24 protein-coding genes are annotated in these 23,079 nt (G+C 67.5%); 20 read left to right on the top strand and 4 right to left on the bottom strand.

The genetic code is table 11. The annotated features are described in order from the left end of the window. Positions 1-259: 259 nt before the first annotated feature. From DFO47_RS16790 to DFO47_RS16780, 3 genes are read left to right on the top strand one after another with little or no spacing between them, the layout of a single operon-like run. A complete protein-coding gene (locus DFO47_RS16790; protein ID WP_018762888.1) occupies positions 260-460 on the top strand; it encodes a hypothetical protein in 201 nt (66 codons plus the stop codon). Positions 461-511: 51 nt separating this feature from the next. Then, a complete protein-coding gene (locus tag DFO47_RS16785) occupies positions 512-1,618 on the top strand; it encodes an exo-alpha-sialidase (RefSeq protein WP_133832383.1) in 1,107 nt (368 codons plus the stop codon). Next, the gene (locus DFO47_RS16780) at positions 1,611-1,898 is read left to right on the top strand and encodes a MoaD/ThiS family protein (RefSeq protein ID WP_026264908.1); all 288 of its coding nucleotides are present in this window, start codon (positions 1,611-1,613) and stop codon (positions 1,896-1,898) included. Before DFO47_RS16785 ends, DFO47_RS16780 begins: the two co-directional genes overlap by 8 nt. A gap of 70 nt (positions 1,899-1,968) precedes the next feature. Here DFO47_RS16780 and DFO47_RS16775 read toward each other — a convergent pair whose 3' ends face one another. Beyond that, a complete protein-coding gene (locus tag DFO47_RS16775) occupies positions 1,969-2,205 on the bottom strand; it encodes a hypothetical protein (protein WP_018762891.1) in 237 nt (78 codons plus the stop codon). Positions 2,206-2,328: 123 nt separating this feature from the next. Further along, the gene (locus DFO47_RS16770) at positions 2,329-3,555 is read right to left on the bottom strand and encodes a pyridoxal phosphate-dependent aminotransferase (RefSeq protein ID WP_018762892.1); all 1,227 of its coding nucleotides are present in this window, start codon (positions 3,553-3,555) and stop codon (positions 2,329-2,331) included. Between the two features lie 155 nt (positions 3,556-3,710). Here DFO47_RS16770 and DFO47_RS16765 point away from each other — a divergent pair, with 155 nt between their 5' ends. Next, positions 3,711-4,634, top strand: a complete 924-nt coding sequence (locus DFO47_RS16765; protein WP_018762893.1) for an AEC family transporter — start codon at positions 3,711-3,713, stop codon at positions 4,632-4,634. Between the two features lie 50 nt (positions 4,635-4,684). After that, complete coding sequence (locus DFO47_RS16760) at positions 4,685-5,773, top strand: ATP-dependent DNA ligase (RefSeq protein WP_133832382.1); 1,089 nt, start codon at positions 4,685-4,687, stop codon at positions 5,771-5,773. A 106-nt stretch (positions 5,774-5,879) separates the two neighbouring features. Here DFO47_RS16760 and DFO47_RS16755 read toward each other — a convergent pair whose 3' ends face one another. Then, positions 5,880-7,199, bottom strand: coding sequence for an MFS transporter (locus tag DFO47_RS16755; RefSeq protein WP_133832381.1), 1,320 nt, complete (start codon positions 7,197-7,199; stop codon positions 5,880-5,882). A gap of 362 nt (positions 7,200-7,561) precedes the next feature. Here DFO47_RS16755 and DFO47_RS16750 point away from each other — a divergent pair, with 362 nt between their 5' ends. The 12 genes from DFO47_RS16750 (at position 7,562) to DFO47_RS16695 (ending at position 18,842) form a co-directional block, all read left to right on the top strand. Further along, entirely contained in the window at positions 7,562-8,305 is a 744-nt protein-coding gene (locus DFO47_RS16750) for an IclR family transcriptional regulator (RefSeq protein WP_043424285.1), read from the top strand. A 164-nt stretch (positions 8,306-8,469) separates the two neighbouring features. Beyond that, the gene (locus DFO47_RS16745; RefSeq protein WP_133832380.1) at positions 8,470-9,351 is read left to right on the top strand and encodes a shikimate dehydrogenase; all 882 of its coding nucleotides are present in this window, start codon (positions 8,470-8,472) and stop codon (positions 9,349-9,351) included. Next, positions 9,351-11,228: a sugar phosphate isomerase/epimerase and 4-hydroxyphenylpyruvate domain-containing protein gene (locus DFO47_RS16740; RefSeq protein WP_133832379.1), complete on the top strand. Its 1,878-nt coding sequence runs from the start codon at positions 9,351-9,353 to the stop codon at positions 11,226-11,228. The genes DFO47_RS16745 and DFO47_RS16740 overlap by 1 nt, the downstream gene beginning before the upstream one ends. Positions 11,229-11,281: 53 nt before the next feature. Next, entirely contained in the window at positions 11,282-12,169 is an 888-nt protein-coding gene (gene pcaH, locus DFO47_RS16735; RefSeq protein WP_109044809.1) for a protocatechuate 3,4-dioxygenase subunit beta, read from the top strand. A gap of 4 nt (positions 12,170-12,173) precedes the next feature. Continuing rightward, positions 12,174-12,731, top strand: a complete 558-nt coding sequence (pcaG, locus tag DFO47_RS16730) for a protocatechuate 3,4-dioxygenase subunit alpha (protein WP_109044808.1) — start codon at positions 12,174-12,176, stop codon at positions 12,729-12,731. After that, entirely contained in the window at positions 12,728-14,197 is a 1,470-nt protein-coding gene (locus tag DFO47_RS16725) for a lyase family protein (RefSeq protein ID WP_133832378.1), read from the top strand. The genes pcaG and DFO47_RS16725 overlap by 4 nt, the downstream gene beginning before the upstream one ends. Further along, complete coding sequence (locus tag DFO47_RS16720) at positions 14,190-15,008, top strand: alpha/beta fold hydrolase (RefSeq protein WP_133832377.1); 819 nt, start codon at positions 14,190-14,192, stop codon at positions 15,006-15,008. The genes DFO47_RS16725 and DFO47_RS16720 overlap by 8 nt, the downstream gene beginning before the upstream one ends. Next, entirely contained in the window at positions 15,005-15,445 is a 441-nt protein-coding gene (gene pcaC, locus DFO47_RS16715; protein ID WP_133832376.1) for a 4-carboxymuconolactone decarboxylase, read from the top strand. Before DFO47_RS16720 ends, pcaC begins: the two co-directional genes overlap by 4 nt. Further along, positions 15,442-16,641, top strand: a complete 1,200-nt coding sequence (locus tag DFO47_RS16710; protein WP_133832375.1) for a thiolase family protein — start codon at positions 15,442-15,444, stop codon at positions 16,639-16,641. Before pcaC ends, DFO47_RS16710 begins: the two co-directional genes overlap by 4 nt. Then, the gene (locus tag DFO47_RS16705; protein WP_018762905.1) at positions 16,641-17,330 is read left to right on the top strand and encodes a 3-oxoacid CoA-transferase subunit A; all 690 of its coding nucleotides are present in this window, start codon (positions 16,641-16,643) and stop codon (positions 17,328-17,330) included. The genes DFO47_RS16710 and DFO47_RS16705 overlap by 1 nt, the downstream gene beginning before the upstream one ends. 1 nt (position 17,331) lies before the next feature. Next, on the top strand, positions 17,332-18,006 hold the full coding sequence (locus tag DFO47_RS16700; RefSeq protein WP_133832374.1) for a 3-oxoacid CoA-transferase subunit B: 675 nt from the start codon (positions 17,332-17,334) through the stop codon (positions 18,004-18,006). A 23-nt stretch (positions 18,007-18,029) separates the two neighbouring features. Next, the gene (locus DFO47_RS16695) at positions 18,030-18,842 is read left to right on the top strand and encodes an IclR family transcriptional regulator C-terminal domain-containing protein (RefSeq protein ID WP_133832373.1); all 813 of its coding nucleotides are present in this window, start codon (positions 18,030-18,032) and stop codon (positions 18,840-18,842) included. A 7-nt stretch (positions 18,843-18,849) separates the two neighbouring features. Here the strand turns inward: DFO47_RS16695 and DFO47_RS16690 are convergent, their stop codons facing one another. After that, positions 18,850-19,284 (bottom strand): hypothetical protein, encoded by a 435-nt coding sequence (locus tag DFO47_RS16690; protein WP_109044801.1) that lies wholly within the window; start codon positions 19,282-19,284, stop codon positions 18,850-18,852. Positions 19,285-19,585: 301 nt separating this feature from the next. Here DFO47_RS16690 and DFO47_RS16685 point away from each other — a divergent pair, with 301 nt between their 5' ends. Genes DFO47_RS16685 through DFO47_RS16675 form a run of 3 tightly spaced genes read left to right on the top strand, consistent with a single transcriptional unit; the run spans position 19,586 to position 23,078 of the window. Next, positions 19,586-21,118, top strand: coding sequence for an HlyD family efflux transporter periplasmic adaptor subunit (locus tag DFO47_RS16685; RefSeq protein WP_109044800.1), 1,533 nt, complete (start codon positions 19,586-19,588; stop codon positions 21,116-21,118). Then, on the top strand, positions 21,115-21,840 hold the full coding sequence (locus DFO47_RS16680; protein ID WP_018762910.1) for an ABC transporter ATP-binding protein: 726 nt from the start codon (positions 21,115-21,117) through the stop codon (positions 21,838-21,840). The genes DFO47_RS16685 and DFO47_RS16680 overlap by 4 nt, the downstream gene beginning before the upstream one ends. Further along, positions 21,837-23,078, top strand: coding sequence for an ABC transporter permease (locus tag DFO47_RS16675; RefSeq protein WP_109044799.1), 1,242 nt, complete (start codon positions 21,837-21,839; stop codon positions 23,076-23,078). The genes DFO47_RS16680 and DFO47_RS16675 overlap by 4 nt, the downstream gene beginning before the upstream one ends. Position 23,079 lies beyond the last annotated feature (1 nt).

Genomic DNA, 23,079 nt, shown 5'->3' with positions numbered 1-23,079 from the left:
ATGTGTGAAACGGACCATGGTGGGGAAAGGCAGCGGTGGCGCCAATGGCCCCAGCAGCACGGTCAGCTTGCGTGAGTTTTCAGGCTAGGGGCGCCCCCGAAGGCAGTCGCGAGTAGCGGCTACTCGTCTTTTCTGCGGCCGGGGCGGCCAGGTTACTTGCGGGTACCCTAAAAGCCGCACGGCCCACCTGCTTCCGCTGCAAAGCCTTGTCCGCCACCTGCGCCGCGCCTAACGTTTTAAGTGACGCAGGGAGGTGAACATGGAAATCTTCATGTGGTGGCTGGACCTGGACCTTGCAAGCAAAGAGTGGCTCCGGGAAAACCTCTATGCGGAGGAGTTGCCGCTTCCGGTACTCCAGGGCATTGCGGAGGCCGGCGGACCCCACCCCGGTAATCCGGCGGCCGTCCTTAACGCCGCCGACTGGGACTTCATCCAGACCCAATCGGAGTTCGTGGACTGAACGCCTGCGGGACCCTGGAAACCATTGCGCGCTGATCCCTCGGGTGGTTGCATGGTGCGCATGGCAACGGCGCAAACATTCCTCCTGGCGATCGGCACTAAAAAGGGACTCTGGCTGGCCACAAGCCAGGACCGCCAGGAGTGGTCTTTCACCGGGCCCCATTTCCTGATGGCAGAAATTCCCAGCATCGGGATCGATACCAGGGAGGGCCGCACCAGGATCATGGTGGGAGTCAGCAGCCCGCACTGGGGTCCCACGGTGGCGCACTCCGATGACCTCGGCGCCACCTGGACCGAGCCGGAGCACGGGGCCATCAGGTTCCCGGAGGACACGGGCGCGGCCTTGGAGCGCGTCTGGCAGATCTATCCGGACGCGGAGTCACGCCCCGGTGTGGTGTGGGCAGGAGCCGAACCCATCTCGGTGTGGAAGTCCACGGACGGCGGCGAGCACTTCGAGCTGAACCGCGGTTTGTGGGACCACCCCCACCGCAGCGAATGGGGAGCCGGCTATGGCGGGGCGGCGGCGCACTCGATCGTGGTCCACCCCGGAGGGGACACCGTCCACGTGGCCATGAGCACCGGAGGTGTTTACCGCTCGCTCGACGGCGGCGCGTCGTGGGAAGCGCGCAACAAGGGAATCTCCGCGTACTTCATGCCGGATCCCAACCCCGAGTTTGGCCAGTGCGTGCACAAGATCGCGGCGGACGCTGTGGTGGACGGGCGCATCTACGCGCAAAACCATCACGGGGTCTACCGGACGGACAACAATGCCGAGAGCTGGGACTCCATCGCCGAGGGCCTGCCGGCCGATTTCGGCTTCGTCATGCTGGCCCACCCGCGCAGGGCGGGGACGGCATGGGTGGTTCCGCTGAAGGCCGACGGCGAACGCATCCCGCCCGGGGGCCAGCTCGCCGTGCACCGGACGGACGATGCCGGGAACACCTGGACGAGGCTCGATGCCGGCCTGCCGGACAAGGAATACAACAGCGTGCTCCGGGACGCGGCGTCGGTGGACACCGCCGAGCCGGCAGGGGTGTACTTCGGCACCCGGGGAGGGACCGTTTACGCGAGTGCGGATGAGGGCGGAACGTTCACGGAAGTGGCCACCCACCTGCCGGACGTCCTGTGCGTGCGGGCGGCAGTGGTGGCCGGTGCCTGACATTTCGTTGGTGCTTCCCAGCGTCCTGCAGCCCCTGGCCGGCGGGCAGTCCGTGCTGACTGCACCCGCCGACGGGCCGGTGACGGTAGGAAAACTCCTTGACTCGGTGGCCGCCGACTACGCCATCCTGGGCCGGCGGCTCCGCGACGAAACGGGCGCGCTGCGGCGGTTCGTCAACATCTACGTGGGTGGCGACGAGGTGCGGCGGCAGCAGGGCCTGGACACTGAAGTCGCGCCGGGCCAGGAGGTCCTGGTGATCCAGTCGGTGGCGGGCGGCTGAACGGCAGTGCCCGGTCGGCCTGGCGGCGGGCAGTCCTGACTGACTGCGCCCGCCGCCAAACGTCCGGTGCCTAGGCCACGCGCCACACGCTGCATTCGTCCGTATTGATGGCTTTCCGGACCCCCGTGATCCGGTCCAGGATCCAGACCACGCCGATCCCTGGGGCGGTTTCCTGGACGCTGCCGCGGCGGATCACCACGTCGTCGTAGGAGGGCCCCACCGAGAGGCGGGCTTCGATTTCGTCACCGCGGTGGAGCTGGTCCAGTGCGCGGACTCTGGTTACATGCGTGGTCGCCTTCTTCAACATCGCGGGGCCTCCTGGCTGGAGCTGGTGCCGGCTCTTGCCTGCGTTAACCAGTGTGGGCGCGGATTGTTGCGTGCCGGTTTCCTCGCGGTTAGGGCGCGGTTAGTTCTTCGCGCCGCGGCGGTTTCATGCCGCTGTTCCGCCCCGGTAGGCGGCCAGGAAGCTGGATATCCGGCGGACCGCTTCCTCGATGTCCAGCACCGAGGGGAGGATCACGAAGCGGAAGTGGTCCGGTGCGGGCCAGTTGAAGGCCGAGCCGTGGGAGACCAGGATCTTTTGGTCCCGGAGCAGGTCCAGGACGAACTGTTCGTCGCTCTTAATGGGGTAGAGCTCCGGATCCAGGCGGGGAAAGAGATACATGGCGCCCGACGCCGGCACGCAGGTGACGCCGGGGATGGCCGTGAGCAGCTTGTGGGCGAGGTCGCGCTGTTCCCGCAGCCGGCCGCCCGGCTTCACCAGGGCCTCGATGCTCTGGTAGCCGCCCAGGCAGGTCTGGATGGCGTGTTGGGCGGGTACGTTGGCGCACAGGCGCAGCGACGCGAGCAGTTCCAGGGCTTCGCGGTACCCGGCGGTAGCGGCCAGCGGCCCGGTGACGGCCACCCAGCCGGCCCGGTAGCCGGGCATCCGGTAGGCCTTGGACAGCCCGCTGAACGTCAGGCAGCAGATGTCCTCGGCAACCGCCGCGGTATGGATGTGCTGGGCATCCGCATACAGCACTTTTTCGTAGATCTCGTCAGAGAACAGGACCAGGTTGTGCTTCCGGGCCAATGCCGCGAACTGCTCCAGGATGTGGCGCGGGTAGACGGCGCCGGTGGGGTTGTTCGGGTTGATGATCACGATGCCCTTGGTGCGGGCAGTGATCTTCGCTTCCACATCGGCCATGTCCGGCCACCAGTTCTCCGCTTCGTCGCAGAGGTAGTGCACCGGCTTGCCGCCGGTCAGGGTCACGGCGGCCGTCCACAGCGGATAATCCGGTGCCGGGACCAGGATTTCGTCGCCGTTTTCCAGGAACGCCTGCAGGCACATGTTGATCAGTTCGCTGACGCCGTTGCCGATCACGATGTCCTCGACGCCGATATTCATCAGGCCCCGGGTCTGGTAGTACTGCGAGATGGCGGTCCGCGCCGTGAAGATACCCTTGGAATCGCTGTAGCCCTGGGCGCCGCGGAGGTGGTGGATCATGTCCACCACCACGGACTCCGGCGCTTCCAGCCCGAAAGGTGCGGTGTCCCCAAGGTTCATCTTGAGGATCCGGTGGCCCTCGGCCTCCATGTTCTTGGCTGCCTGCAGGATCGGTCCCCGGAGTTCGTACCGGACGTTCTGGAGTTTGCTGGAATGTTGCATGGCGCGCATGGTTGATTTTTTCACACCCGCCGGTCCGCGGCCTGCGGCAGCCCACGTCGTGGACGCCTGCCGACCGAAGGCCACTTGTTCGATAAGTTGGATACTTGTAGTCCCACTTGTCCCGAACCGGGCAGCAGGCGCGGGACCGGAAGGAAGTACCTCCTATGGGCGGAGTGCTCATCGGCCTCGCCGTGATCGGCGTCGTGATCGCCGTGGGCTACCTCGCTGCGCGCTGCGGCCTGGGCGACGAACCCACCATCATGGCACTGACCCGGACCGCCTTCTTTATCACCAACCCGGTGCTGCTCTTCACGGTGGTGTTGAAATCGGATCTGTCAGTGGTCTTCTCCGCCTACGTACCGCTGGCCGTGATCACGGCCGCCGCCACCGCGTTGCTGTATGTGGCAGCCAGCCGGATCTGGTTTCCGCGGCCGCTTGCGGAGACGGCCGTCGGCGCGATGGCGGGGTCCTATGTCAACGCCAACAACATTGGCATCCCCATCACGCTCTACGCCTTGGGGGACGCCACACCTGTGGCCCCCGTGCTCCTGGTCCAGCTGCTCCTGTTCGCCCCGCTGGTCCTCACCCTGCTGGACCTCTCCGCCGCGGGACGGTTCTCTCCCCGGCTGATGCTCACCCAGCCCTTCCGGAACCCCATGATCATCGCCTCGCTCCTGGGCGTGGTCCTGGCCGCGTTGCACGTGGAGCTCCCGGCCCCGGTGATGGCCCCGCTGACGCTCCTGGGCGGGGCGGCCGTCCCGGTGGTGCTGCTGGCATTCGGGATGTCCCTGCGCGGAACCACCATGCTTCGAAGTGCCGGCCACACCCCCGAAATCCTTACTGCCACGGCACTGAAGTCAGCAGTGATGCCCGTGGTGGCCTTCGTCGTCGGACGCTTTCTGTTCAACCTTGACCATCACATGCTTCTGGGCGTGGTGCTCATGGCGGCACTTCCTTCGGCGCAGAACGTGTTCCTGTTTGCCAGCAAGTACGGCCGGGGCGTGGCCGTGGCACGGGAAACCATCCTGCTGTCCACTGCCGCCGCGGCGCCGGTGCTGGTGCTGATCGTCTGGCTTTTGGCCGCCTGAAACCGTGCCGCCCTACCGTCGAGGGGTGCGGCCGGGCAAGAATGGGCGCTATGGAACTTCCCGTGATGCCGCCCGTCCCGCCCATGCTCGCCAAGGCCGTCAGCGGCATCGATGGCATTCCAGGCGGCGGGGACCTCAGCTACGAGCCCAAATGGGACGGCTTCCGGTCCATCATCTTCAGGGATGGGGACGACCTGGAGATCGGCAGCCGCAATGAGAAACCCATGACCCGGTACTTCCCGGAACTGGTGGCCGCCCTGAAGGAGAACCTGCCGCCCCGCTGCGTGGTGGACGGCGAGATCATCCTGGTGGGCGCCTCCGGAGACCGGCTCGATTTCGATACCCTGCAGCAGCGCATCCACCCCGCCGCCAGCCGGGTGAAGCTGCTGGCCCAGCAGACACCTGCCTCCTTCGTGGCGTTCGACCTCCTGGCCCTGGGCGATGACGACTACACCGGCCGGCCGTTCTCGGAGCGGCGGGCAGCCCTGGAGAAGGCGCTCGCGGGCAGCAGCGCGCCCGTCCACCTGACGGCAGCCACTACGGACAAGGACACCGCCGCGCAGTGGTTTGAGCAGTTCGAGGGGGCGGGCCTGGACGGTATCGTGGCCAAGCGGCTGGAGGGCCGCTACGAACCTGACAAGCGCGTGATGTTCAAGGTCAAGCACGAACGGACCGCAGACTGCGTGGTGGCCGGCTACCGGCTCCACAAGAGCGGGCCCGACACCATCGGTTCCCTGCTGCTGGGCTTGTACAAGGACGACGGCGGCCTGGCCAGCGTGGGCGTGATCGGCGCCTTCCCGATGAAGCGGCGCAAGGAATTGTTCGACGAGCTCCAGCCGCTGGTGACGGACTTCGACCACCACCCATGGGCCTGGGCCAAGCAGGAGGAGGGTGAGCGGACGCCGCGGAACGCCGAGGGCAGCCGCTGGAGCGCCGGCAAGGACCTGTCCTTCATCCCCCTGCGGCCCGAGCTCGTGGTGGAAGTCCGCTACGACCACATGGAGGGCGAGAGGTTCCGGCACACCGCGCAGTTCAATCGCTGGCGCCCGGACCGGGACCCGGAATCCTGCACCTACGCCCAGCTCGAGGAGCCGGTGAACTTCGACCTCGCTTCGGTGCTGGAGACCGGCCGGCCGTAGCAGACTGCTGCGGAAGCAGCCCACTTTTATCAAAGGAAAGCCCGCCATTTGGGGGAATGGCGGGCTTTCCGGCTCTAAAACCGGGCTGGTGTGACGCTTTCGGCGCCTATTTCACGCCCAGCAGCCTGGTGGGGGTGCGGAAGGACTCCTTGGCAGTCAGGGCCGAGACGGCGGCGATGGCGCAGATGATGCCGGTGAAGACGGAGATCTGAACCCAGCCGCCGGGCTGGATGCCGCCCATGGCCGCAACGATGGCGGGGGCGAAGCCTGCCATCAGGAAGCCGAGCTGCGTGCCGATGGCCAGGCCGGAGAAGCGGACTTTGGTGCTGAACATCTCGGCGTAGAAGGATGGCCAGACGGCGTTGGCTGCCGCGTAGCCTCCGGAGAAGTAGCCAATGGCGGCCAGGAACATAAAGGGGATGCTGCCGGACTCCAGGCTGAGCAGGAACACCGGGGTGAGGAGTGCGCTGGCCACGGCGCCGTAGATGAAGACGGGCTTGCGGCCGATCTTGTCCGCCAGCATCCCGAAGAGCGGCTGCGTGCCCAGGGCCACCAGGTTTGCACCCACCACGAGCCACAGGGTGGTGGTGCCGTCGACGCCGGCCACGGTCTTGGCGTAGCTGATGGCAAGCGTGCCGAACACTGTGGACACGGCGGCGATGAACGCGCAGCAGATGACGCGGAGGACGTCGCGCCAGTGGCCATTGAGCAGGTCGGCGACGGGCAGCTTGGCGATCTGGGCGGTCTTGCGGGCTTCTTCGAAGGCAGGCGGTTCGTGCAGGGTGCGCCGGATCAGGAACGCCACAACCACCACAACGGCGCTGAGCCAGAACGGGATGCGCCAGCCGATGCCGAACTTGATCTCGTCCGGCAGGGCCAGGACAGGGATAAAGACGAGTGCGGCGAGGATTTGGCCGCCTTGGGTGCCGGTAAGGGTCCATGAGGTAAAGAAGGAGCGGCGGTTGTCCGGGGCGTGCTCGAGCGTCATGGAGGAGGCGCCGGCTTGCTCGCCTGCGGCCGAGAGGCCCTGGCAGAGGCGGGCGAGCACCAGAAGGACGGGAGCCCACCAGCCGACGGTCTTGAAGTCCGGCAGGCAGCCGATCACGAAGGTGGAGGCGCCCATCAGCAACAGCGTAAACATCAGTACCTTGCGGCGGCCCACGCGGTCGCCGAAGTGGCCCAGGATGATGGCGCCCACCGGCCGGGCCACGTAGGCGAAGCCGAACGTCGCAAAGGACATGATCGCGGCATTCGTGTCGGCGTCGGGGAAGAAGACCTTGGGAAAGATCAGTGCGGCTGCGGAGCCGAAGATGAAGAAGTCGTAATACTCGACGGCGCTGCCGAGGAAGCTGGCAAGGGCTGCCTTCTTGGGCGTCCCGCCGGAGGTGAGGGCACCCGCCCCGGCGGACGGAAGTGTCTGGCTCATGGTGTTCCTTTGGTGTGACGACATTGTCGCGGATGGATCTGGTGGTCGCAGCCGCCGCTGCCTGGGTGCGGGCGGCGCGATGCGGCTGGAGTCCGGAAAGACCCGGCAATTCGTAGCCACATGGTGAGAGCTACTTTTGCGATACAGAAACTATGACTGTGAGCGCAGTCACTTGTCAAGAAAATACTCACGATCTAGAAATAGCTCTCACATTGTGGCAACATCGAAACATGAGTGTGAACCAAGCCACAGTGGCCGACGACGAATCCACTGTTCCCGGCCCGACTGTCCCCGGCCAAGCGCCCGTCAATGCCCTGCCTCCCGAACCCAAGGCCGCCACCAAGGCGGCCGAGCGCCCGGACATGGTGGGCAAGGCCCTCAGCCTGCTGGTCCTCCTGGGGGATGAACCCCGCGGTGCAAGCGCCGCCGAAATCTCGCGGCGCGCGGAGCTGCCGTTCAGCACAACGTACAGGCTGCTGGGGTCGCTGGCGCGCGACGGTTTCGTTGATTATGAGCCGGAGGGCCGCCGCTACCACCTGGGCTTGCGGATCTTCCAGCTCGGCCAGCGGGTCTCCAACCATCACGGCTTCGCCGGCACCGCCCTGCCCATCCTGCGGCGGGTGACCGAGCGGACGGGGGAGGCCACCATCCTCAGTGTCCGCGACGGCCTCCACCACCTGACGGTCAGCAAGGTGGACGGCCCGCAGATCTTCCGGGTCACCAGCGACCCCGGCCACCTGGGCTCACTTTCCACCACTGCCGTGGGGAAGGCCCTGGTGGCTTTCGCCGACGATGCGGAACGCGAGCGGCTGCTCTTGGAGCTTCCGCTGGAAGCCCTCACCGAACGTTCCATCACGGACCGCGATGCCTTCCGCAGGGAAATCGACGAAGTGCGCCGCCGCGGCTACGCGGTCATGGACGAAGAGAATGAGGCCGGCATGCGCGCCGTGGCCGTCCCGCTGCTCAACAGCCAAGGGCACGCCTTCGCCTCATTGGCCACGGCAGTCCCCGTGTTCCGCCTCAGCCTTGAAGAGCTGGAGGCGCACGTTCCCGTCCTGCAGGAGGCGGCCGCAGAGCTGGCTGACCGCCTGCCCCAGCGCGGCTGACCGCCTCGAGCCGCGCCAACCAACCCTGCAAGCCATCAATATGTTCGTATCTCGAACTGGAGTGCGCAAGGTGAACAATTGCTGTACTGTAATCCCTGTCACCGGACAAGCCGCTCCCCGCGTGGAGGCAGCTCTCCGGTGCCGTTACCAAAGGAGCTGCACGGATGAGTCATCGAACTGAGTCCTACCTCGTGGGACTGGTCGGAGACGGCGTCACGCCATCACTCACCCCTCCCATGCATGAACGCGAAGGGGACGTGCAGGGCCTGCGCTACCTCTACCGGCCCATTGACCTCCTCGATCTGGGCTTGTCCGGCGAATCCGTCGGCACCATCCTGCAGAGCGCACGCACCCTTGGCTTCAACGGCCTGAACATCACCCACCCGTGCAAGCAGCTCGTCCTGGAACACCTGGATGAGGTCTCCCCGGACGCCCGCCGCCTGGGTGCCGTCAACACCGTGGTCATCCGGGACGGCCGCTTCATCGGGCACAACACCGATTTCTCCGGTTTCGCCGCCGCCCTGGCATCCGGCCTCCCCGGAGCCCGCCTGGACCGCGTCGTGCAGCTGGGCGCCGGCGGCGCCGGATCCGCCGTCGCCTATGCCCTGCTCACCGCCGGCGTGCGGACCCTTGACCTCGTGGACATGGACCCTGCCCGGGCAGCTGCCCGGGCCGCCGAGCTGCAGGGCTTCTTCCCGGACCGCACCATCACGTCAGGCACGCCGGCGGACCTGCCGCGGCTGATGCCGCTGGCCGACGGGCTGGTGCACTGCACCCCCGTGGGAATGGCCGCCCACCCAGGCCTCCCGCTGGACCTGGGCCTGCTGGAGCAACGCCACTGGGTGGCGGACATCGTCTACCGTCCCATCGAGACCGAACTGGTCCGTGGGGCCCGCGCCAAGGGCTGCGAGGTCCTGGACGGCGGCCGGATGGCCGTGGGACAGGCAGCGGATGCCTTCCGGATCTTCACCGGCCAGGACGCGGACCCGGACCGGATGCGGGCACACTTCCTGGAGCTTGTAGCCGCCGAGGAGGTGGCAGCCTGATGCGTACGGGAATCGCCACGGTCTGCCTGTCCGGGATGCTGAAGGAAAAGATGCAGGCCTGCGCGATCGCCGGGTTCGACGGCATCGAGATTTTTGAGCAGGACCTGGTCACGTCGCCCCTCAGCCCGGAGGACGTGCGGAAAATGGCGGCCGACCTTGGCCTCGGCCTGGACCTCTACCAGCCGTTCCGGGACTTCGACGGCGTCACCCCGGACCTGCTCAAGGCCAACCTTCGGCGCGCGGAGGCGAAGTTCAAGCTCATGTCCCGCCTGGGCATGGACACCATCCTGGTGTGCTCCAACGTTGCCACGACCACCATCGACGACGACGGCCTGCGTGCCGAACAGCTCGCCGAGTTGGCACAGCTGGCCGGGGACCACGGCGTCAAGGTGGCGTACGAGGCACTCGCCTGGGGCAAGTACGTCAACGACTACGAGCACGCCTACCGGCTGGTGGAGACCGTGGACCACCCCAACCTGGGGACCTGCCTGGACTCCTTCCACATCCTCTCCCGGGACTGGGACACCTCCCACATCGAAGCCTTCAACCCGGAGAAGATCTTTTTCGTCCAGGTGGCCGACGCCCCCAAACTCTCCATGGACGTGCTGTCCTGGAGCCGCCACTACCGGGTTTTCCCGGGCGAGGGGCAGTTCGAGCTGGCCAAGTTCATGGGCCACGTGGTCCGTGCCGGGTACACCGGCCCGGTTTCCCTGGAGGTCTTCAACGACGTCTTCCGGCAGTCCGACGTGGACCGCACGGCCGTCGACGCCATGCGGTCGCTGATCTGGCTGGAGGAACAGAGCGCCAACTGGCTCGCTGACACCCCCGCGGCCGGCACCAAAGGCGCACCAAGCAACGGAGCCGCGCCCCGCCGTCGTTATCCCATGGAACTGGCCACCCTGCCCAAGGTCAACGAACCGGCCGGGTTCAACTTCGCCGAGGTCAAGGCTGACGATACCGCGCAGCTGGAGAAGCTCCTGGGCCAGCTCGGCTTCGCGTTCGAGGGGCGGCACCGCACCAAGGACGTCCAGCTCTGGAGCATGGGCCAGGCCCGCGTGATCATTAACGAACAGGCGGCCACGCACGCCGAGCCCGCCATCGCCGCGCTGGGGTTCGACGTCGATTCGCCCGTGATTGCCTCGGCCCGGGCCCAGCAGCTCAAGGCGCCCGTGGTGGCCCGCAAGGTCCAGGCGGACGAGGAAGTCTTCCAGGGCATCGCCGCCCCGGACTCCACCGAAATCTTCCTCTGCCAGGGCAGCCCGGACGGCACCGCCGCCTGGACCCACGAGTTCGGCGAAGGCCTCGAACACCCCTCCGCGGGAGCCCGGGCCGTGATTGACCACGTCAACCTTGCCCAGCCGTGGCAGCACTTCGACGAGGCTGTCCTCTTCTACACCAGCGCCTTGGCCCTGGAGCCCCAGCCGTTCGCCGAGGTGCCTAGCCCCAGCGGCCTGGTGCGCTCGCAGGTCATGCAGACCTCCAGCGGAGCGGTGCGGCTGGTGCTCAACCTCGCCCCGGTTCAGCAGGCGCACGGCCAGAAAACGTACCAGGAACACATCGCCTTCGCCGTGGACGACCTCGTGGCCACGGCCCGCGCCGCCCGCGACAAGGGCCTCGAGTTCCTGCAGATCCCCGCCAACTACTACGAGGACCTGGACGCCCGGTTCGACCTTGAACCCGGATTCCTGGCCACGCTGCAGGAACTCAACCTGCTCTTCGACCGGGACGCGGACGGGGAATTCCTGCATTTCTACACCGCCACCGTGGGCAGCGTGTTCTTCGAAATGGTGGAACGCCGCGGCAGCTACGACGGTTACGGCGCCCCCAACGCCCCGGTGCGCCACGCGGTTCAGTACGACTCACTGCACCGCACGTGAGCCAACCCAGACCACAGACACTGCAAACCCAACAGATGAGAAAGGAGCCAGCCATGCCGGAAGACATCACCGCGGAGCTGGAGTCGGAGGAACTCGTGCCCCCGGCCGAACCGAAGGCTGCCCACCAGCCACTGGACAAGGCCATCGAATCGCAGGCGGACCTCAGCGCAGAGATCCACGCCATCGGCGAGGCATACCAGCGGGCATTGAAGGACGGCGGCCTGCCTGAGACCCAGCCGCGGCTGGACTACCCGCCGTACCGCAGCAGCATACTGCGCCACCCCACCAAGAGCCTGCAGCACGCCGACCCCGAAACCATTGAGCTCTATTCGCCGGCGTTCGGGCACCAGGACGTGCACGCCCTGGAGTCCGACCTGACCATCCAGCACAACGGCGAACCCCTGGGTGAGCGGATCATCGTCTCCGGCAAGGTCCTGGACGGCGAGGGCCGTCCGGTGGCGGGACAGCTGGTGGAGATCTGGCAGGCCAACTCCTCAGGCCGGTACATCCACAAGCGTGACCAGCACCCGGCCCCGATCGACCCCAACTTCACGGGCATCGGCCGCTGCATCACGGGCCCGGACGGCTCGTACCGGTTCGTCACCATCAAGCCCGGTGCCTACCCCTGGAAGAACCACCTGAACGCGTGGCGCCCGGCGCACATCCACTTCTCGCTGTTCGGCACCGAGTTCACCCAGCGCATCATCACCCAGATGTACTTCCCCGGCGACCAGCTCTTCCCGCTGGACCCGATCTACCAGACCATCGTGGACCAGGACGCCCGCGACCGGCTGGTGGCCACCTACGATCACAGCCTCACCGAGCCCGAATGGGCGCTGGGGTACAACTGGGACATCGTCCTGACCGGGCCCAAGCGGACCTGGACCGAAAACGAAGCGTTCGGTACAGCAGGCGACAGTAGTGACGAGGCAGGAGAGTAGGAAAATGAGCACCAAACTTGTTCCCACCCCGGGCCAGACCGTCGGTCCGTTCTATGGCTACGCGCTCCCGTTCGAGAAGGACAACGAGCTCCTGGCACCCGGCTCGCCCGGCTCCATCCGCCTCCAGGGCACCGTTTACGACGGTGCCGGCCACACCGTCCCGGACGCCATCCTGGAAATCTGGCAGCCCGATGCCAAGGGCAACGTCGTCCAGCGCACCGGTTCCCTTGTCCGTGACGGCTACACCTTCACCGGGTGGGGCCGCGGCGCCGTGGGCAACTCCGGCGTTTTCACGTTCACCACGGTCAACCCCGGTCCTACCAAACCGGGCGCGGCGCCGTTCATCTCCGTGGCGCTCTTTGCCCGCGGCCTGACCAACCGGCTGTTCACCCGCATCTACCTGCCTGAGGACGCCGAGGCGCTGGCCAAGGACCCCCTGCTCAGCTCGCTGGATCCGGAGCGCCGCAAGACGCTCATCGCCCGCCGCGACCCTGACGGCGGCCTCACCTGGGACATCCGTCTCCAGGGCGAGGGCGAGACGGTCTTCCTGGACTTCCAGTGACCAACGCCGCCCCGGGAGATCTGCGCGCCTTCGCGGAAGAGGCCGACGCCTGCCTGCTCAGTCCCGTATCAGCGTCACCGTTGGTGGCGGCGCTGACGGGGGACCGGGCAGTGCTGGCGGCGATCCTCGCCGTCGAATCGGGCTGGGCAGCCGTGCTGGAAAGGGCCGGCCTGGCGCCTGCCGGTTCTGCCGCCGTCGTCGCTTCCGCTGCCGAGGCAGGGCGATACGACCTCGCCGACATCGCGCTGCGCGCCCAAGGCGGCGGCAACCCGGTCATTCCGCTGCTGGCGGACCTCCGGAAGAAGGTGGCCGCGCTGGACAGCTCCGGGGTCGGTGCCGGGGAAGCCGTCCATACCTCCCTGACCAGCCAGGACGTGCTGGATACCGCCCTGATGCTGGTGGCCCGCAACACCGTCCATGCCGTGCTGGCCGACCTGAAAGGCACCGCGGCGGCGCTCGCCGCCCTGGCGGGGCAGCATGCGCAGACGCTGTGCGTGGGCAGGAGCCTGACGCAGCATTCGCTTCCGTATACCTTCGGGCTCCGGGCCGCGCAGTGGTTCCAGGGCGTGGCCGCCGCAGGCCGGCAGCTGGAAGGCCTGGAGTTCCCGGTCCAGTTCGGCGGGGCGGCGGGAACGCTTGCTGCCGGAACAGTGCTGACGGAGGGCTCCACCGCCACCCCGTTTACCTTGGCCGATGCCCTGGCAGCCCAGCTCGGCCTGGCCCCCGCGCCGGCTCCCTGGCACACCAACCGCCTGGCCGTCACGTCCCTGGGGCACGCCCTGGCGTCCGTGCTGGACGCCTTTGGCAAGATCGCCGCGGACGTCCTGTTCCTGAGCCGTCCGGAAGTAGCCGAGCTGGCCGAGCCGCAGGCCGCCGGCCGCGGCGTGTCCTCCGCCATGCCGCAAAAACAGAACCCCGTGCTGTCCGTCCTGGTCCGCAGCGCCGCGCTGCAGGCACCGCAACTGGCTGCCCAGCTGCACCTGGCCGCCGCCACCTTCAACGACGAACGCCCGGACGGGGCCTGGCACGCCGAGTGGCCGGCTCTCCGGCAGCTGCTGGCCCTTACCCTCGGGGCCGCCGGCCATATCCGCGAACTTGCCGAAGGGCTGCGGGTGTTCCCGGACGCCATGCGCCGCAACCTGGACCTTGCCGGACCGCTGCTGCTGGCCGAGGGCGTGAACGCTGCCGTGGCTCCGCTGCTGGAGGAGAAGGACGGCCGAAGCGGCAAGCAGCAACTGCAGGACGTGGTGGACCAAACGCTGCAGGAGCCCCCCGCTGGGCAGGCCGCCACCTACCGGAAGCTGCTCCGCGAAGCCGTTCCCGCCGCCGTCGTTCCTGACGCACGGCTGGAAGAGCTTCTGGACCCCGCCAGCTACCTTGGCCAGGCGGCGGAGATTGCCTGCCGCATCCTGGCATCTTTCCCAGACCATGTTTCCCCCAACGCGAACGGAGCTTCCCGTGGCTAAACCGGCCGTCAAAGCAGCGCTGCTCTCACCCCAGCGACCCTTGGGTGACCACCCCCTGCTGGTGGTCGGTCCTTCCCTGGGCACATCATCCATCCTCTGGAACCGGGCGGGGTCCCTGCTCGGCAACGACTACGACGTGGTGGCCTGGGACCTGCCCGGGCACGGCGTCTCACCGGCCGCAACGGAGCCCTTCGACGTCGTTGCCCTGGCTGACGCCGTCGTGGACCTGGTGGATTCCATCGCCCCGGACGAGGCGTTCCACTACGCGGGTGTCTCCCTGGGCGGCGCGGTGGGCCTGCAGCTCGGGATCCAGCACGGGGAACGGCTCAAGAGCCTCTCCGTACAGAACAGCGGCGCGAAGATCGGCACCCCCGAAGGCTGGCTGGAGCGCGCCGAAACGGTCCGCACCCAGGGCACGCCCGTGATGATCCAGGGCTCCGCCCAACGGTGGTTCGCCCCCGGCTTCATGGACCGCGAACCGGAGTTCAGCAGCCGGCTCCTGCATTCACTGCGCGATGCCGACCGCTTCAGCTACGCTTTCTGCTGCGAAGCTCTGGCAGCCTTCGACGTGCGCGGTGAACTCGGCGGCATTACCGTCCCTACCCAGGTCATTGCCGGTGCGCTGGACGCCGTGGCCACGCCGGACATGGCGGACGAAGTGGCCACCGGCATCACCGCCGGGGGCGGCACTGCCACCGCCGTGACGGTGGAAGGCATCTCGCACCTCGCTCCCGCGGAAGCCCCCGCCCACGTGGCCGACCTGATGCGCAGCCTGATCAGCTGGGCCGAAACACGGGAGGCCGCCAAATGAGCGCCGCCGAGCGCGCCGGCCTGGAGCGCCACGGCGTGGTCCAGCCCGGCGCCACCAGCCAGGAAATTTACGACGGCGGCATGGTGGTCCGGCGCGAAGTGCTCGGCGACGCGCACGTGGACCGGGCCAACGCCAACAAAGATGAGTTCACCGACGACTTCCAGGACATGATCACCCGGATCGCCTGGGGCGGCATCTGGACCCGGCCCGGACTGTCCCGGCAGATGCGTTCCGCGGTCACCATCACCGCCATGGTGGCCCACGGGCACTGGGCGGAGCTGGCCATGCACATCCGCGCCGCCCTTCGGAACGGCCTCAGCAGGGACGAAATCAAGGAAATTTTGCTGCAGACCGCCATCTACTGCGGCGTTCCGTCCGCCAACACCGCCTTCAAGACCGCACAGCAGGTCTTCAAAGAAATGGATGCCCCGTCATGAACCAGGCATTTGTGTACGACGCCGTGCGCACCCCCTTCGGCAAGTTCGGTTCCGGCCTCGCCGGGGTCCGGCCGGATGACCTTGCCGCGCACGTGATCAAGGAATCCGTGAAGCGGGCACCCGGGCTTGATCCCGAGCGGATTGATGAGGTGGTGTTCGGCAACGCCAACGGCGCGGGCGAGGAAAACCGCAACATCGCCCGGATGGGAACCCTCCTGGCCGGGCTGCCGGTGTCCATCCCGGGCACAACGGTCAACAGGCTCTGCGGTTCATCCCTGGACGCGGCGATCATCGCGTCCCGCCAAATCAACGCCGGCGACGCCGACCTGATGCTCGTGGGCGGGGCCGAGTCGATGTCCCGTGCCCCGTGGGTGCTGCCCAAGACGGAAAAGCCCTACCCGGCCGGGGACATGACCCTGGCCTCCACCACCCTCGGGTGGCGGCTGGTGAACAAGGCCATGCCGAAGGAGTGGACCATCTCCCTGGGTGAGGCCACCGAGCGGCTCCGCGAAAAGTACGGGGTGACCCGCGAGGCGCAGGACGAGTTCGCCGCTGCCTCGCACAATCTCTCCGCCGCGGCCTGGGATGAGGGGTTTTACGACAACCTGGTCGCCCCGGTGCCCGGGACGGACCTGGTGCGGGACGAAGGGATCCGCGCCGGTTCGTCGGCCGAGAAACTTGCCGGGTTGAAGACGGTGTTCCGGGCAGAGGACGGCACGGTCACTGCGGGGAACGCATCCCCGCTGTCCGACGGCGCCTCCGCGGCCTGGATCGGGTCCGAGGCGGCCGCCGGGCTGCTGGGGCTGGACCCGCTGGCCCGGATCGCGGGCCGCGGCGCGCACGCGAACGATCCGCAGTTCTTCGGCTACGCACCCGTCGAGGCGGCGAACAAGGCCCTCGCGAAGGCGGGGATCGGCTGGGACCAGGTGGGCGCCGTCGAACTTAACGAAGCCTTTGCTGCGCAGTCCCTGGCCTGCATCAATGCCTGGGGGATTGACCCCGGAATCGTGAACCGGCAGGGTGGGGCGATCGCCATGGGGCACCCGCTGGGTGCTTCCGGCACCCGGATCCTGGGCACCCTGGCCCGGTCCCTGCAGGCCTCCGGCGAACGCTGGGGTGTGGCCGCGATCTGCATCGGCGTGGGCCAGGGCCTGGCCGTGGTACTTGAGAACGTGACCGCTGGAAAGGACCAGTAATGCTGACTTTTGTTGATTCGGTCCAGGAGGCCGTGGCCGGGATCAAGGACGGTTCCACCGTGATGATCGGCGGGTTCGGCAACGCCGGGCAGCCGTTCGAACTGATCGATGCGCTGCTGGAGTGCGGGGCCACGGACCTGACCGTGGTGAACAACAACGCCGGCCAGGGCGACCAGGGCTTGGCTCTGCTCATCAAGGAAGGCCGGGTGCGGAAGATGATCTGCTCCTTCCCGCGGCAGTCTGATTCGTGGCACTTCGATGCCAAGTACAAGGCCGGGGAGATTGAGCTGGAGTTGGTGCCGCAGGGCAACCTGGCCGAACGCATCCGTGCCGCCGGGGCCGGGATCGGCGGGTTCTTCACGCCCACCGGGTACGGCACCATGCTGGCCGAGGGTAAGGAAACCCGGATCATTGACGGCCGCGGGCAGGTCTTCGAGACCCCCATCCACGCCGATGTGGCCCTGATCAAGGCGCTGAAGGCGGACGGGAAGGGCAACCTGGTGTACCGGAAGACGGCCCGGAACTTCGGCCCCATCATGGCCGCGGCGGCGAAGCACACCATCGTCCAGGTCTCCGAGATTGTCCCCACCGGCGGGCTGGACCCGGAAAACGTGGTCACCCCCGGCATTTACGTCAACACCGTGGTAAGAGTTGCCCGCAGCGGCAGCGCAGCAGAAAAGGTGGCCTGAGATGAGCCTCACCGAAACCAGCATCAAGACGTCCGAGACGCCCCTGGGCCGTGATGACCTGGCCCGGCTCGTGGCACGGGACATCGCCCCGGGCTCGTTCGTGAACCTCGGGATCGGCCAGCCCACCCTGGTGTCCAACTACCTCACCGAGGAACAGAACATCACCCTCCACACCGAGAACGGCATGCTCGGCATGGGACCCGAAGCCACGGGCGGGGAGATTGACGAGGACCTCATCAACGCGGGCAAGATCCCGGTCACCGAACTGCCCGGCGCCTCGTACTTCCACCACGCCGATTCCTTCGCGATCATGCGCGGCGGGCACCTGGACATCTGCGTCCTGGGCGCCTTCCAGGTCTCGGCCACCGGTGACCTCGCCAACTGGCACACCGGGGCGCCCGGGGCAATCCCCGCCGTCGGCGGCGCCATGGACCTGGCCACCGGCGCGAAGGACGTCTTCGTCATGATGACCCTCCTCACCCGCGATGGCGCCTCCAAAATCGTCGAGGCCTGCACCTACCCGGTCACCGGCGTCGGCTGCGTCACCCGCGTCTACACCGACAAGGGCGTCTTCCTCACCGGCCCCGAGGGCGTCACCGTCCGCGAAACCTTCGGCTGCACCCTCGAAGAACTCCAGGAACTCGTCCCCGTCCCCCTCAAGGCCGCGGCTGCCTGAGGACAGCCCTAGGATTGGGAACCATGACCGACGCCGTCCGCACAGACACCCAGGCCACACCGCAGGCCAGCGACCAGTACGTCCAGTCGCTGGCCCGCGGCCTGGCCGTGATCCGCGCCTTCGACGCCGAGCGTCCCGTCATGACGCTCACCGAGGTCGCGTCCCGCACCGGCCTGACCCGGGCCACCGCTCGCAGGTTCCTGCACACCCTGGTGGAACTGGGCTACGTGCGGACCGACGGGAAGACGTTCGCGCTGACGGCCAAGGTGCTCCAGCTGGGATACGCGTACCTTTCCGGGCTGTCACTGCCGCAGCTGGCCCAGCCGCACCTCGAGGAGCTCTCCCTGAAGCTGGGCGAGTCCACCTCCGCCGCGGTGCTGGACGGTACGGACATTGCCTACATCGCCCGGGTGACCACCCGCCGCATCATGACCATCGGCATCACGGTGGGCACCCGCTTCCCGGCGTACGCCACGTCGATGGGCCGCGTCCTGCTGGCGCACCTGCCGGCGTCGGACCTCAAGGCCTACCTGGCGGCGGCCGACGTCAAGCCGCTCACCCCCCGCGCTCTGGGCAGCGTCCCGGAATTGCTGGCCGTGCTGGAGACCGTCCGGGCCCAAGGCTGGTGCCTGCTGGACCAGGAGCTTGAGCTGGGCCTGATGTCCGTGGCTGCCCCCGTCTATGACGGTTCCAAGGTGGTCGCGGCGGTCAACGTGTCCCTGCAGGCCCAGTCGGTGGACGCCAAACCGGACCGGGACGCCTACCTGGCTTCCGTGGCACGCGAAATCGTGGCGTCGGCGGAACTCATTTCCGCCGATCTCACCGCCCGCGGTTAAGAGGGAATTAGCTGGTCCGGGTCTGTGCGAACAGCCGGCGGAGTGTGAAGAAGCAGCCCAGCCCGCTGAACAGCAGGGCCATCAGGAAATCGCCGCCGTACCCGTCAACGAGTTCGCGGTTGGTGGCCAGGTTGAAGAACAGGAGGTCCCAGGTTTCGGCATCCGCCAGCATTGTCAGCGGAGAGCCGCCGCCAAGGAACTTCGCCGCGTCTACCAGCATGCCGCCCCAAAACGCCAGCAGCACGGTCCCAACGGTCACGACCGCAACAACCCAGGCGCCCCGCCGGCTGATCAGTCCTCCTGTTCCGAGGACGTACAACCGGGCAGCCAGGGAAGCGGCGATGAGCGCGACGATGGAGGCCACCCAGCCCATGTTCCACAGCACCAGCCACGCCACTACGCCAACGGGTACGGCCGCAAGGGCATGGACAGCCCCGCGCACCACATCTTCCCGTGCGGCCGGTTGCGGGAGCGGGGGCTGAAAATGCTCCGCAGGAGGTACCCACGCGTCGGAAGATGTCTGGCCGTACTGCGGTAGGCGAGCTCCATGTCCACCCTCCCGGCCGGACGGTGTGGAATCGAAATCTGCGCGCTCTGACATGGGTCCCCCAAAATGTGTGATGTGTAAATCCCGCCTATTCTCACACAGCCGCTCCCGGAGCGGGACGACACAAAAGGTCCCCGGCGCCCCGCTCCCACCATTTTCACGGCATTTCTTCAGGTGCCCCTTTTAAGGTCCAGCCATGACCTCAAAATCCCTTGTTATCAACCTGGGCCTGGGCGCCGTCATTCTCGCCCTCGGCGCAGGCACCTACCTCACGGCCACGGCGGCTGGCTCCACCACCCCGTCGGCGGCCGCGCGCACGGTAACGGTGGGCAAGGCGGCCATTTCTTCGGTGGCCACAGCCTCGGGCAATGTCGCCCCGCAAACCACCACGGTGGTCAGCGCCCAGAACTGCAGCGGCGTGATCCAATCGGTGGCAGCGACATTGGGCCAGCAGGTGACTGCCGGGCAGTTGCTCGTGTCCATTGATCCCACCAACGCCCAGAACGCCCTGAACGCGGCCCAAGCCCAGCTGGATTCGGTGACGGCACAGGCCAACCAGCAGCAGGTATCCGCCGCCGGGCAGGTGGCATCGGCGAACCAGAGCCTGGTGAACGCCCAGCAGTCCGCCGGCCTGGACTCCTCCCAGCAGTCCGCTGCGGTGGCCGCGGCCCAGAAAGCCGTGGATGCCGACAACGCTGCCGTGACCGCCTCCCAGGCAGTGCCCGCCCCCACCCCGAAGCCTGCCAACTGGACGGACCCTGTGGCGGCGGCCCAGAACCAGCTGGCCAAGGACCAGGCCGCGCTGACCCAGGCGCAGAACCAAGCCGCCTCCACACAGCTCAAGGACAAGCAGCAGGTTGCCTCCGCCACCACTGCCCTGGGCAATGCCCAAAACGCGGCGGCCTCGGCAGGGGGGACCAATGTCACCAGTGCCCAGCTCGCCGTCGAGACGGACAAAGCGAACCTCGCCGCGTGCAACCTGACCTCGCCGGTGACCGGAACCGTCACGTCGGTCACCGCAACGGCCGGTGCGCTGACGGGATCCTCCTCGGGGTCCCCGGCAGCGTCGTCAGGGTCCGCCGCCAGCGGGGGCACCGGAGCGGCCACGTCCGCGTCCTCCGGGGCAGCGTCCTCCGCCGGGTCAAGCTCCGGCAGTGGCCTGGTCACCATCAGCGACACCGGCCACCTGCAGGTGGTGGCCGGGTTCTCCGAGTCCGATGTCACCAGCATGAAGCCGGACCAGACGGCCCAGTTCACCTTCCCCGCCCTGGCCCAGGATCCTGCCGCCCCACCCGTCACCGGCAAGGTGGTTTCCATAGCCCAGACCTCAAGCACCACCAACGGCGTGGTCACCTATCCGGTGACGGTCTCCATCGCCAACCCGCCTGCCGGACTGCGCCTGGGCCAGAGCGCCAACATTTCGGTCACCACCGCCACGGCCGACGACGCCCTGGTGGTGCCCAGCCTCGCCATCACCACCACGGGGAACCGGCAAACGGTCAACGTCCTCAAGAACGGCACCCCGACGCCGGTGACGGTCACCACCGGGATCAGCGCCAACGGGCGCACCCAGGTCCTGACCGGTCTGGCCGACGGGGACCAGGTGGAGCTTCCGGCTATTTCCGGCACGCTTGACAGCGGCAGCACCTCCACCGGAGGCGGATTCGGCGCCGGCGGCCTGGGCGGCGCGGGCACCCGCGGCGGCGGCACCCGGAACGGCGGCCAGTGACCGTGGCAGCCGTCATCGAACTGTCCGGCGTCAGCAAGGTCTACGGCAAGGGTGAGGCAGAGGTGCGCGCGCTGGACGCCGTGGACATCGCGATCGAGCGGGGCGACTTCGTGGCCATCATCGGAGCCTCGGGTTCCGGGAAGTCCACGATGATGAACATCATCGGCTGCCTCGACGCGCCCAGCACCGGAAGCTACCACCTGGACGGCATCAATACCCGGGAACTGGACGAGTACCAGCAGGCCCAGATCCGCAACCGCAAGATCGGCTTCGTGTTCCAGAACTTCAACCTGATCTCCAGGACCCGGGCGGTGGACAACGTGGCCATGCCGCTCGCCTACGCCAAGGTGGGACGCCACGAGCGGCGCAGCCGCGCACTGGCCATGCTCGATACCGTGGGGTTGTCCAGCCGCGCCGGCCACAAGCCGTCGCAGCTCTCCGGCGGCCAGCAGCAGCGCGTGGCCATTGCGAGGGCCTTGGTGACCAACCCCGTCCTCCTGCTGGCCGATGAGCCCACGGGGGCGCTGGACTCGCGGTCCTCGGCCGAGATCCTGGACCTTTTCGGGAACCTGCACGCCAGCGGGCGGACCATCGTGATGATCACGCACGAAATGGATGTCGCCGAGCGGGCCGGCAGGGTGGTGCGGATGCAGGACGGCCGGATCGTCTCCGATGTCCGGCAGCAGCCGGTACCCGCAGGAACCTTCGCGGTGGCGCCGTGAACCTCCTCGAATCGGCGCGCTTCGCCCTCTCCGGGGTGGCCGCCAACAAAATGCGCTCCGTCCTCACCACGCTGGGGATCCTGATCGGCATCGCCGCCGTCATCATCCTGCTCGCGGTCGGTGCGGGGACCAGCAACAACATCAAAGCCCAGATCGGCAAACTGGGCACCAACGTCCTCACCGTCAGCCGGTCCACCAGCGTGGGCGGCCGCAGTACCGGCGGCCAGGCCGGGGCAAGCCGTACACGCAGCACCAACCTCACCCTCGAGGACGAGCACGCCCTCACGGATGCAGTCCTGGCCCCCGATGTGGCCCGCACGGCGCCGATCGTCCAGGCGCAGGGCGTCACGGCAACGTACACCAGCGCCACCCACTCCGTTGCCAGCTTCCTCGGGACCACGTCCTCGTACTTCGATATCACCAACAGCGCCATGGCGTCAGGGGCGTCTTTCACCGAAGCCGACCAGCAGGCAGGCAACCCGGTGGCCGTCATCGGAAACACGGTGGCCAGTGATCTCTTCGGCGCCACCACAGCTTCCGCGGTGGGCCAGACCATCCAGCTGAACGGCCAAAATTTCACGGTGTCCGGCGTGCTCGCGGTCAAGGGGTCCACCGGCCTGAACGATCCCGACGACATCGTGGTGGTGCCGTTCTCCGCCGCGCAGAACAAGTTCACCGGCTATGCGCCCACCCTCGCGTCCATCACGGTACAGGCGGCCTCCGCGGACGTCATGAACCAGGCCCAAAACGAGATCCAGATGATCCTGGACGCCCGCCACCACGTCGACTCCACCAACCGCGACTACCAGGTCCGCAACCAGGCGCAGATCCTCACCACCGCCACCAACACCACCCAAACACTGACCATCCTGCTGGGCGCGGTGGCTGCCATCAGCCTCCTGGTCGGCGGCATCGGCGTCATGAACATCATGCTGGTCACCGTGACGGAACGGACCCGGGAGATCGGCATCAGGAAGGCCATCGGCGCGTCCCGGGGCAGTATCGTGACGCAGTTCCTGATCGAATCCCTGGTGATTTCGGTCATCGGCGGGGTGGCCGGGATCGCCGTCGGCTTCGCGGGCAGCGCGTTCCCCGTGCTCGGCGTCCAGCCCGAGGTGCAGGCCTGGACAGTCTGGCTGTCCCTGGCGGTGTCAGCCGTCATTGGACTGGTTTTTGGGGTCTACCCCGCCAACAAGGCCGCGAAGCTGCGGCCCATCGATGCCCTCCGCTATGAATAGG

Source organism: Arthrobacter sp. AG258 (assembly GCF_004364695.1).
Taxonomy (GTDB): Bacteria; Actinomycetota; Actinomycetes; order Actinomycetales; family Micrococcaceae; genus Arthrobacter.
Note: the sequence above shows the minus strand (reverse complement) of the source record. Positions and strands in the feature narration are given on the sequence as shown.

Bases quoted from the DNA above. Each gene is read 5' to 3' on its own strand.
- DFO47_RS16745 (WP_133832380.1), top strand. From the start codon at position 8,470: ATGAGTCATCGAACTGAGTCCTACCTCGTGGGACTGGTCGGAGACGGC.
- DFO47_RS16755 (WP_133832381.1), bottom strand. From the start codon at position 7,199: ATGAGCCAGACACTTCCGTCCGCCGGGGCGGGTGCCCTCACCTCCGGC.
- DFO47_RS16765 (WP_018762893.1), top strand. From the start codon at position 3,711: ATGGGCGGAGTGCTCATCGGCCTCGCCGTGATCGGCGTCGTGATCGCC.
- DFO47_RS16785 (WP_133832383.1), top strand. From the start codon at position 512: ATGGTGCGCATGGCAACGGCGCAAACATTCCTCCTGGCGATCGGCACT.
- DFO47_RS16760 (WP_133832382.1), top strand. From the start codon at position 4,685: ATGGAACTTCCCGTGATGCCGCCCGTCCCGCCCATGCTCGCCAAGGCC.
- DFO47_RS16790 (WP_018762888.1), top strand. From the start codon at position 260: ATGGAAATCTTCATGTGGTGGCTGGACCTGGACCTTGCAAGCAAAGAG.
- DFO47_RS16740 (WP_133832379.1), top strand. From the start codon at position 9,351: ATGCGTACGGGAATCGCCACGGTCTGCCTGTCCGGGATGCTGAAGGAA.
- DFO47_RS16705 (WP_018762905.1), top strand. From the start codon at position 16,641: ATGCTGACTTTTGTTGATTCGGTCCAGGAGGCCGTGGCCGGGATCAAG.
- DFO47_RS16695 (WP_133832373.1), top strand. From the start codon at position 18,030: ATGACCGACGCCGTCCGCACAGACACCCAGGCCACACCGCAGGCCAGC.
- DFO47_RS16775 (WP_018762891.1), bottom strand. From the start codon at position 2,205: ATGTTGAAGAAGGCGACCACGCATGTAACCAGAGTCCGCGCACTGGAC.
- DFO47_RS16710 (WP_133832375.1), top strand. From the start codon at position 15,442: ATGAACCAGGCATTTGTGTACGACGCCGTGCGCACCCCCTTCGGCAAG.
- pcaH (WP_109044809.1), top strand. From the start codon at position 11,282: ATGCCGGAAGACATCACCGCGGAGCTGGAGTCGGAGGAACTCGTGCCC.
- DFO47_RS16685 (WP_109044800.1), top strand. From the start codon at position 19,586: ATGACCTCAAAATCCCTTGTTATCAACCTGGGCCTGGGCGCCGTCATT.
- pcaG (WP_109044808.1), top strand. From the start codon at position 12,174: ATGAGCACCAAACTTGTTCCCACCCCGGGCCAGACCGTCGGTCCGTTC.
- pcaC (WP_133832376.1), top strand. From the start codon at position 15,005: ATGAGCGCCGCCGAGCGCGCCGGCCTGGAGCGCCACGGCGTGGTCCAG.
- DFO47_RS16700 (WP_133832374.1), top strand. From the start codon at position 17,332: ATGAGCCTCACCGAAACCAGCATCAAGACGTCCGAGACGCCCCTGGGC.
- DFO47_RS16770 (WP_018762892.1), bottom strand. From the start codon at position 3,555: ATGCGCGCCATGCAACATTCCAGCAAACTCCAGAACGTCCGGTACGAA.
- DFO47_RS16750 (WP_043424285.1), top strand. From the start codon at position 7,562: ATGGTGGGCAAGGCCCTCAGCCTGCTGGTCCTCCTGGGGGATGAACCC.